Annotated in this window: 14 protein-coding genes and 2 pseudogenes; 5 read left to right on the top strand and 11 right to left on the bottom strand. The window is 69.8% G+C overall.

Going from position 1 to position 14763, the window contains the following annotated elements; all coding sequences use genetic code 11:
* Positions 1–214 precede the first annotated feature (214 nt).
* Positions 215–292 (bottom strand): annotated as a pseudogene (locus tag ACIBEI_RS05800) (IS5/IS1182 family transposase); the annotation flags it as partial.
* Positions 293–661: 369 nt separating this feature from the next.
* On the opposite strand from ACIBEI_RS05800, the gene ACIBEI_RS05795 reads away from it, so the two are divergent.
* From ACIBEI_RS05795 to ACIBEI_RS05785, 3 genes are all read left to right on the top strand, one after another.
* Positions 662–1339 carry a DUF3159 domain-containing protein gene (locus ACIBEI_RS05795; RefSeq protein WP_398886303.1) on the top strand — a complete coding sequence of 226 codons (678 nt, stop codon included), beginning with the start codon at positions 662–664 and terminating at the stop codon, positions 1337–1339.
* A gap of 258 nt (positions 1340–1597) precedes the next feature.
* Positions 1598–2221 (top strand): TetR/AcrR family transcriptional regulator, encoded by a 624-nt coding sequence (locus tag ACIBEI_RS05790; RefSeq protein WP_398885435.1) that lies wholly within the window; start codon positions 1598–1600, stop codon positions 2219–2221.
* Positions 2222–2502: 281 nt separating this feature from the next.
* Entirely contained in the window at positions 2503–4146 is a 1644-nt protein-coding gene (locus ACIBEI_RS05785; RefSeq protein ID WP_398886301.1) for an MDR family MFS transporter, read from the top strand.
* Here ACIBEI_RS05785 and ACIBEI_RS05780 read toward each other — a convergent pair.
* The 6 genes and pseudogenes from ACIBEI_RS05780 to ACIBEI_RS05755 all read right to left on the bottom strand — a co-directional run.
* Positions 4106–4296 (bottom strand): annotated as a pseudogene (locus ACIBEI_RS05780) (NADP-dependent oxidoreductase); the annotation flags it as partial. The gene ACIBEI_RS05785 and the pseudogene ACIBEI_RS05780 sit on opposite strands and share 41 nt — an antisense overlap.
* Positions 4297–4344: 48 nt before the next feature.
* The gene (locus ACIBEI_RS05775) at positions 4345–4608 is read right to left on the bottom strand and encodes a helix-turn-helix domain-containing protein (protein ID WP_398886299.1); all 264 of its coding nucleotides are present in this window, start codon (positions 4606–4608) and stop codon (positions 4345–4347) included.
* 223 nt (positions 4609–4831) lie between these two features.
* The gene (locus ACIBEI_RS05770) at positions 4832–6004 is read right to left on the bottom strand and encodes an ABC transporter permease (protein ID WP_398885433.1); all 1173 of its coding nucleotides are present in this window, start codon (positions 6002–6004) and stop codon (positions 4832–4834) included.
* A gap of 11 nt (positions 6005–6015) precedes the next feature.
* Complete coding sequence (locus ACIBEI_RS05765) at positions 6016–6729, bottom strand: ABC transporter ATP-binding protein (RefSeq protein WP_398885431.1); 714 nt, start codon at positions 6727–6729, stop codon at positions 6016–6018.
* A complete protein-coding gene (locus ACIBEI_RS05760; protein ID WP_398885429.1) occupies positions 6726–7940 on the bottom strand; it encodes an efflux RND transporter periplasmic adaptor subunit in 1215 nt (404 codons plus the stop codon). The genes ACIBEI_RS05765 and ACIBEI_RS05760 overlap by 4 nt, the downstream gene beginning before the upstream one ends.
* Positions 7941–7954: 14 nt before the next feature.
* Entirely contained in the window at positions 7955–8470 is a 516-nt protein-coding gene (locus ACIBEI_RS05755; RefSeq protein ID WP_398885428.1) for a hypothetical protein, read from the bottom strand.
* 130 nt (positions 8471–8600) lie between these two features.
* Here ACIBEI_RS05755 and ACIBEI_RS05750 point away from each other — a divergent pair, with 130 nt between their 5' ends.
* Both ACIBEI_RS05750 and ACIBEI_RS05745 read left to right on the top strand, forming a co-directional pair.
* Entirely contained in the window at positions 8601–9257 is a 657-nt protein-coding gene (locus tag ACIBEI_RS05750; protein WP_398885426.1) for a response regulator transcription factor, read from the top strand.
* Entirely contained in the window at positions 9254–10450 is a 1197-nt protein-coding gene (locus tag ACIBEI_RS05745; RefSeq protein ID WP_398885424.1) for a sensor histidine kinase, read from the top strand. Before ACIBEI_RS05750 ends, ACIBEI_RS05745 begins: the two co-directional genes overlap by 4 nt.
* 312 nt (positions 10451–10762) lie before the next feature.
* Here the strand turns inward: ACIBEI_RS05745 and ACIBEI_RS05740 are convergent, their stop codons facing one another.
* The 4 genes from ACIBEI_RS05740 to ACIBEI_RS05725 form a co-directional block, all read right to left on the bottom strand.
* Complete coding sequence (locus ACIBEI_RS05740) at positions 10763–11260, bottom strand: FBP domain-containing protein (RefSeq protein WP_398885422.1); 498 nt, start codon at positions 11258–11260, stop codon at positions 10763–10765.
* A gap of 86 nt (positions 11261–11346) precedes the next feature.
* On the bottom strand, positions 11347–12900 hold the full coding sequence (locus tag ACIBEI_RS05735; protein ID WP_398885420.1) for an MFS transporter: 1554 nt from the start codon (positions 12898–12900) through the stop codon (positions 11347–11349).
* 795 nt (positions 12901–13695) lie between these two features.
* Positions 13696–14052: a CocE/NonD family hydrolase gene (locus ACIBEI_RS05730; RefSeq protein WP_398885418.1), complete on the bottom strand. Its 357-nt coding sequence runs from the start codon at positions 14050–14052 to the stop codon at positions 13696–13698.
* Between the two features lie 371 nt (positions 14053–14423).
* A complete protein-coding gene (locus ACIBEI_RS05725) occupies positions 14424–14678 on the bottom strand; it encodes a hypothetical protein (RefSeq protein ID WP_398885416.1) in 255 nt (84 codons plus the stop codon).
* Positions 14679–14763: the final 85 nt, after the last annotated feature.

Genomic DNA, 14763 nt, shown 5'->3' with positions numbered 1-14763 from the left:
GGGGTAGGGGCGGCCTTGAGGAGTTCGCGGGCCTCCGGGCGGCACAGGCCGTTCTTCCATGGCTCGAAGGCCGCCAGGGCGTCCGGGTAGTACTCGTATTGCAGGGACCGGAGCTGATTGGAAGATCTGCTGGCCCTGTCGAGCACCGCCAGCCGCAGGGCGAGTAGTTCCTCACCCTCGTGGCATCCAGCCCAGCCAGCACAAACACGCCGGACAGGAGGGAGAGCGGGCGGCATCTACCGTCCGCACTCAGGTGGATCTTCGTGGTCAGTCCGCCGCGGGAGCGGCCGAGAGCTTCGCCTGCCGTTCCGCCTCCGCCAGGAATAGGCGTAGGCGTATGTGCGCGCGCATGTGAACTGATCTTTGCGAGTCCCCCTTTGAAGCACCCAGAGGTGCTGATGGTGGAGCTGTCTGCGCGCCAGCGGGCGCGGGAACAGGTGCACCCCGCGCCCTTCTCCGCCAGCCGCGCGACAGCGATCGCCGCACCGTCGTACGGACCCTGATCGCCACGTGATGACGGGCGACTCGCTGAGCGGGGGTTTCGCCGAGGCGTGACTCAGGTCACGTCGCGCGAGGTAGCTTCATTCGTCACCTGATGTCAGAATGTCACTTAGTGACGCAAGCTTTCGCCCCCAAGACGAACCCGGAAGAGCTGATCACCATGCAGACCACCAGTCCCCAGGAGACGGCGACCAACATGCAGGCGGCAGACCAACGGAAGAAGAAGTCGGCGCTCGAACAGGCGGGCGGCACGAAGGGGGTCATCTACTCGGCGCTGCCCGCCCTGGTGTTCGTCGTCGCCAACAACGCCGGTGGACTCAAGGTGGGCATCCTCGCCGCTCTACTCGTCGCCTTGGGCATCGCGGTGCAGCGGCTGATGCGCAAGGAGTCGATCCAGCCCGCGCTCGGCGGCGTGTTCGGCGTGGCGATCGCCGCCGGCATCTCCTGGTACACGGGATCCGCCAAGGACTTCTTCCTCATCGGCATCTGGCTGAGCCTGGCCGGCGCTGTCGCCTTCGTCCTCTCCGTGGTGCTGCGCTGGCCCCTGGCCGGCCTGATCTGGAACTCGACGACCGGCAAGGGCACCGTCTGGCGGGCGGACAAGCGTTCGCGGTTCTACTACGACATCGCCACCCTGGTGCTGGCCGCCATCTTCGGCGCCCGGTTCGCCGTCCAGCAGTACCTCTACCAGGCCGACGAGGTCGGCTCGCTGGGCTTCGCCAAGATCGCTATGGGCTACCCGCTCCTTGCCGTCGGCTTCCTGGCCGTCGCCTGGGCCGCCCGGGCTTCCGACAAGCGACTGAAGGCCGTAGGGCTGCTGCCCGCCCAGCGCAGCTGACCGACGCCCTCCCCGCTCCCCGTCAGTGCCGGATGGGCCCCCACGGCCCGTCCGGCACACGTGTCCGCACCGCGGAGCGACCACGGCCGATTTGGGCGTCGTCTCTTGTGGGGTTGCCGACCCCGCACCGCCGCTGCGAGCACACGGCCCGGCACTTCCTGGCCCTTCGCCGGCATAGCCGCAGCTGAACGACGTCTTTGTCCCACGGCTGAATGACGAGGTGAACCCATGCAGGTGAGCAATCGCGTCGGACCTGGGATGAGCGAGCAACGGCGCTGCCGGATCCGGTTGGAGATCTCTCGGGAGGCGTCGCGTCTCTTCTGGGAGCAGGGCGTTGCCGCGACCAGCGGCGACCAGATCGGCGAAGCGGTGGGCCTGTCGACGCGTACCATCTGGCGGCACTTCCGGAGCAAGGAGAGCTGCGCCGAACCGATCATCTTGCATGGCGTCGCGTGGGAGATGGCCGCCCTGCGCCGCTGGAAACCCGAACTCTCCCTCGATGACCATCTCGCCGATGAGATGAGCAGGCGCGGCCGCGACACCGACAGGACGGAGCGCGCCGACGACGCGCTCGCGATGAAGATGATCGCGCTCAGCAGCAGGGAGCCCGCGCTCCGCACGGCCTGGCTTATGGCCTGTGACCAGGTAGAACGCGTACTGGCCGGGAGCATCGCCGACCGACTTGAGCTGCCGGCCGACGACATCAGCGTGCAGGTGCACGCGGCGGCCGCCTCGGGCGCCCTACGGGTCGTCAACGAGGAGATCGGCGATGCCCTGCTCGGCGGTGCCAACGTGCGCCGGTTCGCACATGCGCACCAACTCCTGGCCCAGGCGATCCGCAGTGCCACGGGAGGCGCCGTGGGGGACGCGGCTACGACCTGAGATCCGTACGCAACGACCCCGTCGGGTCTCACAAACACCGGCATTGAGTGTCCCGTTCGGCATGCGCCTGAGCGGGCCGCCCGCGCTGTTCGCCGTGTGTGACACAGGCCGGGTGGCAGGTCGATCCACCGGCGCCGGATCGGATGCCGCCCGTTCCCGATCCCTCGAAGCATTCCCGTCAGGTGGCGCTCGGTACCCATGTGTACGCCACCTGCTGTCCTTGATTGGAAGACTCAGTGACTACCGACTATTCCCCTGCGACGAAGCCGGAAGCGGTGACGATGCCGCCCCGGCAGGTGCTTCAGGCGGTTTCCGGGCTGGTGGCCGGTTTGTTCGTCGCCATCCTCGCCGGAACCGTGGTGGCCAACGCGCTGCCCCGGATCACCGCCGAGTTGGGGGCGAGCCAATCCTCGTACACCTGGGTGATCATCGCGGAGCTGCTGGCCATGACGGCCACCGTTCCGTTGTGGGGCAAGCTGTCCGACCTCTACAGCAAGAAGCTGCTCCTCCAGACATCGCTGGGCCTGTTCGTGGTCGGCTCACTCGTGGCCGGGTTCTCCCCGGGTGTCGGCACGTTGATCTTCAGCCGGGTGGTGCAGGGCGTGGGGGCCGGCGGACTCACGGCACTGACGCAGGTCGTGATGGCGGCCGTCATCCCCCCGCGGAACCTGGGCAGGTACTCCGGCGTCTTCGGCGCCGTCTTCTCCGGCGCCACCGTGGCCGGTCCGCTGATCGGCGGTCTCCTGGTGGACACCTCCTGGCTCGGCTGGCGGTGGTGCTTCTTCATCGGCGTGCCCTTCGCGCTCCTTGCCATCGCGCTGCTGCAGCGCACACTGCACCTTCCGCACGTCCGCCGCGAGGTGAAGATCGACTGGCTCGGTGCCCTCCTGATCGTCGCCGGTGTCAGCTCGCTGCTCATCTGGGTCTCGATGGCGGGCAGCACGTTCGACTGGTTCTCCTGGCAGACGGCCGCCCTGGTCGGTGGCGGCATGCTGCTGCTGGCGGTGGCCGTCCGGGTCGAGTCCCGGGCCGCCGAGCCGATCATCCCGCTGAGCATCTTCCGTAACCGCACCGTGGCGCTGACCAGCCTGGCCTCCCTGCTGGTCGGTATCGGCCTCTTCGGCGGCACCGTCTTCCTCTCGCAGTTCTTCCAGGTGGCCATGGGCAAGTCGCCCACGACCGCCGGTCTGATGAGTCTGCCGCTGATCCTGGGATCGCTCGCCGCCTCCACGTTCGCCGGACACCGGATCAGCGCGACCGGCAGGTGGAAGCGGTACCTCGTGGCAGGCGCCGTTCTCATGACCGCCGGTCTTGCCCTGCTGTCCACCATCGGATCCCACACGCCCTTCGTTCTGTTGAGCGTCTACATGGCCGTCCTGGGGACCGGCGTCGGCATGCTGACGCAGAACCTGGTCCTCGCCGCGCAGAACGACGTGCCCGCCGACACTCTGGGCAGCGCGACCTCCGTCCTGTCCTTCTCGCGCAGCATGGGCGGGACCGTGGGCACCAGCGTCCTGGGGGCGGTCCTCGCCCACCGCGTCGCCACCGAACTTGCCGACGGCCGCGCGGCGGCAGGTGACACGCCGGGAGGTGGGGCCGGGCACGGTGTCCCCGACGCGACGACCCTGCCCGCCCCCGTGCGTGCGCTCGTGGAGAACGCCTATGGCATCGCCACCGCCGAACTCTTCCTCTGGGCCACCCCGTTCGCCCTGCTGGCGCTGGTCGCCGTCCTGTTCATCAAGGAGAAGCCGCTCAAGACGACCACCAGCACGGAGCGACTCGCCGAGGAGAGCTCCATCGCCGCCGGCGGCCGCGCCCTCCCTACCCCCACCGACACACCCCGTGCCGATCTCGCCGAGGCGTCGACCAAAGGCAGTGGAGGGTGCCCAGGCACCACCCGCCCGTTTGGTCGGCGACCGTCGTGACGCGCGTCGGGTCGCCCCTGATCGCGACGAGGTCGACCAGCGAGCCGGAGCCGCAGTGTCGAGTGTCAGGTCGACGCAGTGCGGAGCGAGAGCGGTGAGGCGCTGTGCGAGGCCGGGGCTGTAGGTGGTGGGAACGGCGCCGAGAGAGGTGGCGAGTGGTTGCGTTCACTGGCCGCAGGTCGAGGTCACGCAGTCCGTTCAGGCCACGACACACGAGGATGCGGTGGCCGGCGCCACGGTGACGACGTGCGGCCGCTCAAGTTCTGCGGCGAGCCGGGCAGGCCCGTACTTGATCTGCCGCCGCAGCGCTTCCACCGGGTCGGCGATGCCCTCGCTGGTGCGCGTAGGGCTGGCAGACGGTCGGGAGGAGTGGTCGAGCAGGCCGTCCTCGCCGTGTGTCCGCCATCGGGCATACCACTTCGCCGCCAGGCAGCGACGCGAGATCCCGGCTTCCGCCGCGATGTGGGCGATGGGGCGTCAAAGCGTCGACGCGTAGCCACAACCGGAGACGCCCTTCCGGGGTGAGGGGCGCGTTCGCGTGCACGATCGTGACCCCACCGCGTGCCGCAGCTCGTGCTGCGGCACGCGGGCCTCCGTTCGTTTCGAGCAGGATCATCGAGCAGCTCCGGAGTGGGACGGGCACGACGTGATCGGGCATCCAGACCTTGGACGTGCCCGCCTGGGATCAGGCCCCGGACAGCGCCTCCGTCGGGGGCAGCCGGGACGCCCGTACGGCGGGGTACAGGCCGGCCAGGGCCCCGATGGCGAGGGTGGCGAGCAGGCCGCCCGCCATCGCCCAGGCCGGGACGACTGCCGGCCAGCCCTGCGCGACGGCGTACGCGGTGGTGACGCCCACCCCGATGACGACTCCGGCGATCCCGCCGAGTCCTGCCAACAGCTGGGATTCCACGAGGAATTGGGTGCGGATGTCGCCTCGCCGTGCGCCGAGGGCGCGGCGCAGGCCGATCTCGGCGCGCCGTTCCAGGACGGAGATGACCATGGTGTTGGCCACGCCGACCCCGCCGACAAGGAGCGCAACGCCGCCGAGGCCGAGCATCAGGCCCGTAAAGGCTTTGTCGGCGGCGCCCTTGGCGGCGAGGGCGTCCGAGGGGCGGCTGACGGTCACTTCGGTGGGAGCCTCGGGGTTGACGGTGGCGGCGAGGACGTCGCGTACGGACGTGACCGCGCTGTCTGCGGTGCGGACGTAGATGGTCGTGGGGTGTCCGTCGAAGTCCAGGTACCGCTTGGCGGCGTCCCAGCCGACGAGCGCGCTGTCGTTCAGCTCGGGTGCCAGGAGCGCCTCGTCGAGGATGCCGACCACGCTGAACCACTGACCGCCGAGCCAGACCCGGATGTCCGGGCCGACTTCCCCGATACCCAGGCGGTCGGCGGCGCCGCTGCCGAGCACGACGGCCGGGTACTTGGCGGTGGCGGCGTTGAGCCAGTTGCCGCGGGCGAGAGAGCCGCCGACCGTGTCCAGGAGGTCGAGGCGGGCGGCCTTGACGTTGATGCTGCCGGTCTCGGCGGCCGGGATGTGGTCGTTGCGATAGACGTACGCCGTCACCTTGCCGGTGCCGGTTGCGGACTCGACCGGGGCGATCCGGCCCGCCATGTCGATGGAACGCTCGGGGAGTTCGGCCTCGCCGCCGGTGAAGGTCCGGCCGGGGGACGCGGTGAGGAGGTTGGTGCCCAGGCGGTCGAGAGTGCGCTGCAGTTCGGCGTGGCTGGAGGTGGAAATGCCCACCACGCCGATCATCGCCGCGATGCCGATGGCGATGCCGAGCGCGGAGAGGAAGACCCGCAGCGGGCGGGCGCGCAGCCCGGAGGCGCCGACGCGTACGACGTCGCGGGTGCTCATGCGGGAGACCTTCAGCACGCGGACACCGCCTGAACGTCGCCCTGGGCGTTCCGGGCGGAGTCGTGCACGATGCGCCCGTCGCGAACGTGGACCTGGCGGGGCAGCGAGGCCGCGATCTCCCGGTCATGGGTGATGATCACGACGGTGGTGCCGTCGGCGTTCAGGGCGCGCAGCAGGTTCATCACGGTGGTGCCGGAGTGGGAGTCCAGGGCGCCGGTCGGCTCGTCCGCGAGGAGCAGGCCCGGCCCGCCGACCAGGGCGCGGGCGATCGCGACGCGCTGCTTCTCCCCGCCGGACAGCTCGTGCGGCCGGTGGTACACCCGGTGGCCCAGGCCGACCCGCTCCAGGGCGGTGCGGGCCGCGCGGCGGCGTTCCGCGAGCGGGATGCCCGCGTACAGCAGGCCCTCGGCGACGTTGTCGAGGGCCCGTACGCCCGCGGTGAGGTGGAAGTGCTGGAAGATGAAGCCGATGCTGAGCGCGCGCAGCGCGGACAGCTCCCGGTCGCCCAGGCCGGCGATGTCGTGGCCGTCGACGGTGACGGTGCCGCTGCTGGGCCGGTCCAGGCTGCCGATCATGTTGAGCAGGGTCGACTTGCCCGACCCGGAGGGCCCGACGATGGCGACCAGCTCGCCGCGGCGGATGTCGAGCGAGACGCCGTCGAGGGCGGTGACGCCGCCGGCGTACGAGCGGGTGATGCGGTCGAGGCGTACGACATTGTGGTTCATCGCGGCACCCCGACCTTGTCGCCCGCCTTCAGGCCGGCGCCGGTGATCTCGACCCGGCCGTTCGCGAACATGCCGGTCTCCACCGCGACCGTGCTGCTGACGGAGCCCTTGACGACCTGGACGCCGTAGCCGCCCTCCGACAGCGCGAGGAGCGCGGAGATGGGCACGGTCAGCACGTTCTTCTTCTCCGCGGAGGTGATCTCCACATCGACGGGCGCGCCGTCGTAGCTGCCGAGCTTGCCCCTGTCCTTCTTGTCTATCTGGACGGTGACCTTGATGACGGTCTTGCCGTCGCCCTCTCCCGGAGCGCCGTCCCCGCCTTCAGTGCTGGCGACCTTGCCGACGGAGGTGATGGTCCCCGCCGCGTGTGCACCGTCGGGCAGGACGACGGTGACCTTGTCGCCACGGCGGACGAGTTTCTGCTTCTTCGCGTCGAGGTCGATGGCGACAAGCCGGCTGGTGCCGGTGTACGTCAGCACGGGTGAGCCGGGCTGCAGTGTCTGGCCCTTCTTCGCCTCCTGGCCGGTGACGCGTATCTCACCGTCGGCAACGACCAGGTCCGCGGGCTTGACCGTGCCCGACTGTGGCACTCCGAGGTGCTTCTGCCAGCGCTTGACGGCCGCTGCGGTCTGGTCGGAGTACTCCTCGTCGGCGGTGAAGCCGGTGTAGCCGAGAGCGGCCAGGGCCCGTTCCACCTCGGCGACGTCGGGGCCTTTCGTGCCGGCGCGCAGTTCGCGGTAGAGAGGTGTGTCGCCGTAGATGAGGGGGATGGGCCGCCCGTCGGCCTGGAGCACGTTCTGGCCCTGCTTGATGGTGGCACCGAGCTTCGGCAGCCAGGTCACGGTGCCCGACGCGCCGCTGGTCAGGGGCTGCTTGTCGCCGTAGCCGAGGCTGCCGGTGACGGTGTCCTGCTGGGCGAGGTCGGAGCGGGTCACCAGTGCGGTCGCCGGCGGCAGACCGCTGCCCTTTTCGGACTTCTCGCCGTTGCCGCCGAAGCCGTACGCCGCCACGCCGGCCCCGCTGAGGACGACCGCGAGGGCGATCAGTGCGGCGGTGGTGCGGGCACGGCGGCGACGCGGTGGGGCGTCCTGGGGGCCGTCTGGTGACCTGCCCGCCGAGGCCCCTGACGGATCCTCTACCGGGTCCGTTTGAGAGGGAAACTGGTGCATCCGGGTCGTCTCGTCGTCGGTGGATTCGGGTGTGTGCGTCATGTCGGTCTCGCCCGTCACCGCTGGGCTGCGGGGTTGACGTCCTTGCACTTCTCGGCGGCCGCCTGCAGCTTGTCCATGTTGCCCGCGTCCTGGTCGAGCGGTATGCCGCCTGTCTCCGGGTCGGGATCCGGGGCGTCATAGCCGTTGGCCCGCAGGCACTTGACGTATTTGCGCGCCTGCTCAAGCTGCTTTGCGTCAGGTTTCGGTGCCTGCTGCATGTCCTGCGCGGTGGGCGCGAACTCCTTGCACGCCGCGAGCGCGGCCTGCACCTCCTCCGGCGACGCGGTCTGCTCGGGCGCGTCCTCGCCGGCCTTCCCGCTCCCCGGCGCCACGCCCCGCTCGGCCAGGCAGGCGTTGTACTTCTTGGTCTTCTCCGCGGGCGTGAGCTGCTGCCCGCCCTCCTTCTTGTCGCCGCCGGCCGACGCTACGTCGTCGTTCCCGCCGGTGCCGCCCCCGCAGGCGGCCAGGCTCAGGCTCAGCAGCGGTATGGCTGCCAGCAGCCCCCAGTTGGTGCGCGAAATGGTACGCATGCGCTCGGCAGTCCCTTCTGTGCCGGGTCTCTCCCGGCGTCGGGGACCAGTAGAGGCGGGGCCCGGTATCCCCTCCGTAACCGCAGGCGGTTACGCCCTGGTTATCCGGGCCTCTGACACTCTGGGGATCATGAGAGTGCTGATCGCCGAGGACGAGCGGATGCTGGCCGACGCCGTCGCCGAGGGGCTGCGTGAGGAGGCGTTCGCCGTCGACGTCGTGCACGACGGGGATTCCGCTCTGGAACGCCTATCCGTGAACGAGTACGACGTGCTCCTCCTGGACCGCGATCTGCCCGTCGTACACGGCGACGAGGTGTGCCGGGCCGTCGTCGAATCCGGCGGCCGCACCCGCATCCTCATGGTCACCGCCGCCTCCGATGTGCCCTCCCGCATCGAGGGCCTCGCCATCGGAGCCGACGACTACCTCACCAAACCCTTCGCCTTCGAGGAGCTCGTCGCCCGCGTCCACGCCCTGGCCCGCCGCGCCCAGCCCGCGGGCCCGCCCACCTACGAACGGGCCGGCCTGCGGGTGGAGACGGCCCGCCGCGAGGTCTACCGCGACGGCCACTACGTATCCCTCGCACGCAAGGAATTCGCCGTCCTGCTGGAACTGCTGCGGGCGGACGGCGCGGTCGTCTCGGCCGAGGAACTCCTGGAGCGGGCCTGGGACGAGCACATCGATCCGTTCACCAACGTCGTCCGCGTGACCGTGATGAAACTGCGCAAGAAACTCGGGCCGCCGCCGGTCATCCAAACCGTCCCGGGCTCGGGGTACCAGATCCCATGAGGCTCACCTTGCGGCTGCCGCGTCTCCCCATCCGCGTCCGGCTCACGCTCCTGTACGGCGCCCTGTTCATGGCCTGCGGCGTGATCCTGCTCGGCGTGACCTATCTGCTGCTCGACGCGGGACTGACCGACCGGTTCGACGGTGTGGCCGTGCAGATCACCAAGGAGGGCGGGATCGCCCCGGTATCCGAAGCGTCCACCCACAGCCTCCCGTCGGAGCCCGCCGCCGGACTGGCCGGCAGTGCCGAGCTACGCGAACTCCAGGACCGCTACCGGGCCGCGACCCTGCAGTCTCTGCTCCGCCAAGGCGCCCTCGCCCTGGGCGTGCTCACCGTCGTCGCCACGCTGTTCGGCTACCTGATGGCCGGCCGCGTACTGCGTCCCCTCAACCGCATCTCCCAGACCGCGCGCCGCATCACCTCCCGCGGCGACCTCAGTCAGCGGCTGGCCTTCACCGGCCCCCGCGACGAGGTCACCCAGCTCGCCGACACCTTCGACTCGATGATGGGACGCCTGGAGAAGTCCTTCCAGGACCAGCAGCGCTTCATCGCGGACGCCTCCCACGAACTGCGCACGCCCCTCGCCATCAACCGGACCCTCATCGAGGTGGCCCTGCGCCGCAAGACCGCAACCGAAGACACCAAACGCCTCGGCACCTCACTACTCGCCGTCAACGAACGCAACGAACGACTGATCAACGGACTCCTCGCGCTGGCCAAGGGCGAGACAGAGGTCGCCAACCGGACACCCGTCGACCTCGCCGAACTCGTCCGTCACACCGCCGAGTTGCACCAGTCACAGGCAGCCGAAGCAGGTATCGGCCTCCGGCTCGACACCAGGCCCGCCGCCACCTCGGGCAACGCCGTGATGCTGGAGCGCATCATCCACAACCTGCTCGAGAACGCCATCCGCTACAACGAACCGAACGGCTGGGTCCGCCTCACCACCCGCACCACCCCGCACGGCGCCGCAACCCTCACGGTCGAGAACACCGGCCCCGTGGTCGCCCGCCAGGACATCGAGGCGCTGTTCCAGCCTTTCCGCCGCCTGGGAGCGGACCGCATCGACTCCGAGCGGGGCTCGGGCCTCGGCCTGGCGATCGTACGAGCCATCGCGTGCTCCCACGACGGCGATGTGACCGCGGCCCCCCGGGAACGCGGCGGGCTCATGGTCACCACCACCCTCCCACGGTGAGAGGCCCCTGCGCGAAGGGCTCTTCCTCCGGTGCCTCGCGCGCACACCCCAGACGAATAAGTCCGATGTATTCAGTGGTCGCGTGCGACCAGCGACCGTGTGCTGTCCTTTGAGGGGGTCATTCTCGAACTCCTTGTCGAGCATGGCCTGGAGCACTTCGCGTTCGTCGAGTTTCGGGTTCGCCGGCGTCCACAGGATCGGCATCCCGGTCGGCGTGCGTCCGGCGGGTGAGACCGGAGGAGCCGCGAGGAGACGGCGGTTCAAGGAGTGGACAGGGGCCCGGCGACGATGGCCGTCGAGCCCCTGTCGGTCTCAGTGGAAGACCCGCTCCACGAACGCGTCGAGGTTGCCGCGTAGGCGCTCGATCTGCTGCTCGACAGTGAGGGACTCCTCCATGCGCCCGCCCGGCGCCGCCTTCTTCCTGCCCCGTACGTACAACGAGCAGTCCAGGTCGGCGCAGATGTAGAGGCCCACCGAGTTGCCTGCGCGGCCGGCCGGGCCTGCCTTGGGGGCGGTCATGAGGGAGACGCCGCTGCCGGGATGCGTGGTCAGGCACAGCGAGCACAGGCTGCGGCGCAGGAAGCCGCGGTTGCCGGAAGCGGAGCGCAGGGACAGGCCGACGAGTTCATCGGCGCGTTCGACGACGAGATACCTGCGATCGGGCGCGGACAGATCGAACCAGCCCAGGAAGTCCAGGTCGTCCCAGTGGTCGAGGTCCGCCAGGTTCTTGGGCAGGGGGAGGCGTTTGGCCTCGCCCTTGGAGCAGTTGACGAACGAGGTACGGATGTCGTGCTCGGTCAGGGGTTTCATGGAGGATCCTTCGAGGAGTGAGGTGGACGGTGGCGGGACACGACCCCGGCTCGCCCGTGCCGCGGTAGGCAACGTTCGCCGCGGCACTAGGCCGGTGCATCGTTTCCGGCGGGCTTCGGCGTCTTGTGCCGTACGGTCAGGCCCGCTACCAGGGCGGCGAGCAGCAGGACGCCCGCCGAGCACCAGTAGGCGACGGAGAAGCCGTGCACCATGCCTTCGTTGAGGGTCGCGCCGCCGTGGGCCGGATCGTGCGAGTGCGAGTGGACGTAACGGCTGGTGGCGCCGGTGGCGATGGTGTTGAGCACTACGGTGCCCAGCGAAGCGCCCATCTGCTGAACGGTGTTGAGGGCAGCCGAGGCCACACCGGCGTCCTGCGCGGGCACGCCGGCGGTGGCCGTCGCGTAGACCGGCATGAAGGTCAGGCCCATGCCCAGACCGAGCAGCACCAGGGCGGGCAGCACGTGCGTGACGTACTGCGCATGCACGGTCAGGCCGCTGAGCAGCACCATGCCGACGGCGGCCAGCACCATGCCGGTCGACATCAAGGTGCGCGGCGCCGTGCGTGGCAGCAGGCGGGCCGCGATCTGGGTCGCGCCGATGACGATACCGGCCGAAATCGGCACGAAGGCCAGGCCCGTCCGCACCGGCGGGTAGCCGAGGACGACCTGTAGGTAGTACGTCAGGAACAGGAAGACGCCGAACATGCCGATGGTGGCCAGGCCCATCGTCGCGAGCGATCCGGCCCGGACACGGTCCTTGACGATGCGCAGCGGCAGCAGCGGGCTCGCCGCGCGGCTCTGCCACCACACGAAGGCGGCGAGCAGGATCACGCCGGCCATGAGCGGCGTGAGCACGGACGGGCTGGTCCAGCCGCGGGGTTCGGCCTCGCTGAAGCCGTACACGAGGGCGACGAGCCCGCCGCAGCCCAGCAGCGCGCCCGGCACGTCCAGGCGCCCGCCCCGGCGGCCGGAGCGGTCGCGCAGGAAGGCCGGTGCGCCGAGCAGGGCGGCCAGCGCGATGGGTACGTTGACGTACAGGGACCAGCGCCAGTTCAGGTACTCGGTCAGCAGACCGCCCACGATCAGCCCGACCGCGCTGCCGCCGCCGGCCAGCGCACCGTAGACCCCGAACGCCCTGGCCCGCTCCTTGGGGTCGCTGAACGTCGTCGTCAGCAGTGACAGGGCCGAGGGCGCCAGGACCGCCGCGAACGCACCTTGCAGGGCCCGCGCCGCGAACAGCATCCCGGGACCGGTCGCCGCGCCGCCCAGAGCGGAGGCCGCGGCGAACCCGGCCAGGCCGATGACGAAGGTGCGCTTGCGGCCCACCAGATCGGCGATCCGGCCACCGAGCAGCAGTAGCCCGCCGAAGGCCAGCGTGTAGGCGGTGATCACCCACTGACGGTCGGCGTCCGACATGCCGAGAGCGTGCTGGGCGGAGGGCAGTGCGATGTTCACGATGGTGCCGTCAAGGATCACCATCAACTGGGCGAGGGAGATGACGGCCAGCGCCCACCAGCGCTTCGGATCCGGTGCCGGTGCCGGTGCCGGAGTCGCGGCGGGAGGCTCGCGGTCCGGGGAACGGTCGGCGGCCGTGGAAGGGGCGGACGGGAGGGATTCCCCTCCGGGACGTTTCTTGCTCATAACGATCACGCACGTTTCGTGTCGAAGTGCTGTCGAGACAGCCGGCCAGGGACGGTCGCAGTGGTGACGACGGGCCGGTGTACGCAGCACGGGGACACGGCATGGCGGTGGGCAGCGGGAACCGCGGACAGCACCCGGGGCCTGCCTCACCAGCCGCGTGTCACTCACGCCGGCGCTCTTGCTGGTCGTGAGGCGGAGAGTGCCGAGATCACGGTGACCAGCAAAAGAAGGGCCCGTCTTCGGGCGCGCGCCCCCGCGGCCCGCACGGCGACGAACCGTGCAGGCCAGGACATCTCGTGACGCGGCATCTCAGGAAGATGCCGAGAACAAGAAACAAGAAGGGGGAAGAGTTACCGCGCGCCGCAGAGGAGGGAGGGCACACGGCCGGAGGCAACTATGGCCGCAACGCATTCAGCACGGTCCATGTCTCTCGCCTCCTTCCGGGCAGGGCACGCGGTGCGTGTCGACGCCGAGCGCGCCGAACGGGGCGGCAGAGAACCTGCCGCGCGAAATCCCGAACAGGTTATCCCATCGACGCCACCGCGCGCCCGGAATTACCGACCGCCCGCGCGCACACGCGCCAAGCATGGGTGATTGCTGGGGGGAAGTCCCCGGGGGAGGAGGTGGTGCCAACCCCGAGCCGGGAGTACGGACGAGAGGCCGTTGACAATGTCTGACGGCTGCTGGTGCAACCCCGACGCGTATGGGGCCTGGCCGCCGCGGGGCTTGATGTCCAGCACGACCCAGGTGCCGAGTAGTCCTGCTGCTCTCGGCGCATCCTCGCCATGGCCGCCGCTATCTGGCGCAACCACAAGACCGGCGCCCCGAGCACGCGGTCGCTGGTCGCATTCGACCACTGAACACATCGGACTTATTCGTCCAGTTCCACGAGTTGAGCGCCGGGCACCCCGTGTGCCGCTTCTCCTGGTCGGCTTGGCCCGGCAGCGCTTGTCGCCATCCGGCGACTGCCGGAGGTACGAAGCTGGAAGATGTTTGTACGCGTCGAACGACTTGCCGTTCATGTCCACTGCGCCTGTGGGACCACGACTGTTTCGCGCTCCAGTTGCTCGCGGCCTTCACATCGGCCTGCTCGCCGGGTTCGCCGAAGTCGGGGCAGCCGGTGGAACGGCCGAACCCGCGCGTATCAACCATCACGAAGGCGCAGCCCTGCCCTTGTCGAACAGGTCAGTGCCCCTCATGAAGTTCTGGAAGCGCTTGGACGGACCGGTGCGCTCCCAGCCTTCGGGCCCGAGCGCCCCGGAGTACCCCAGTACGAGAGTGCGAACTCGTCGACAGGCTGACCGACGCTTTCTTGCCGTTGGGCAGCTCTACCGGAAGCAGGATGTCGGGGGACTCCGCGCCCGACGCGGTTGCGACCGTGCTGGCCAGCGGGCGAACGGGCCCCACCCAGAGCCTGCGGCCCGAACGGCAGCAGACGGACCGGGCTGTTGGTGAGACAACGGGGAGTGGCCACCCTGCGCAGCGCGCCAGGGTGGCCACCTCCTCTGCGCCTTGCGAAGCGGTCAGCGCACCCAGACGGTGTACTCGGCGCGACCACCCGGACCGTCGCACCACACCTCGTCATACCCGTTGTGCTGGGCGTTCGGCAGCTCCTCAACCTCGCACTGCCTCTTCGAGTCATACGTCATACCGCCGGCCACGTGCCAGCCGCTGCCGGGCGGGGGGACGGCGACTGCGCTGGTGGCGGACAGCGGGACCGCTATCGCTGCGGCGCCGACGGCGAGGCCGACGGTGATGCGGGAACGCCACGACTTCATGAGCTCTCCTTCTGTTGGCTGCACTGTCCCTAGGTAAAGCACCCGAGATCCGGTGCGTGGTGCCTCTGCGGCTTGCAGCGTGTCT

Source organism: Streptomyces sp. NPDC050988 (assembly GCF_044456225.1).
Lineage (GTDB): Bacteria > Actinomycetota > Actinomycetes > Streptomycetales > Streptomycetaceae > Streptomyces.
Note: the sequence above shows the minus strand (reverse complement) of the source record. Positions and strands in the feature narration are given on the sequence as shown.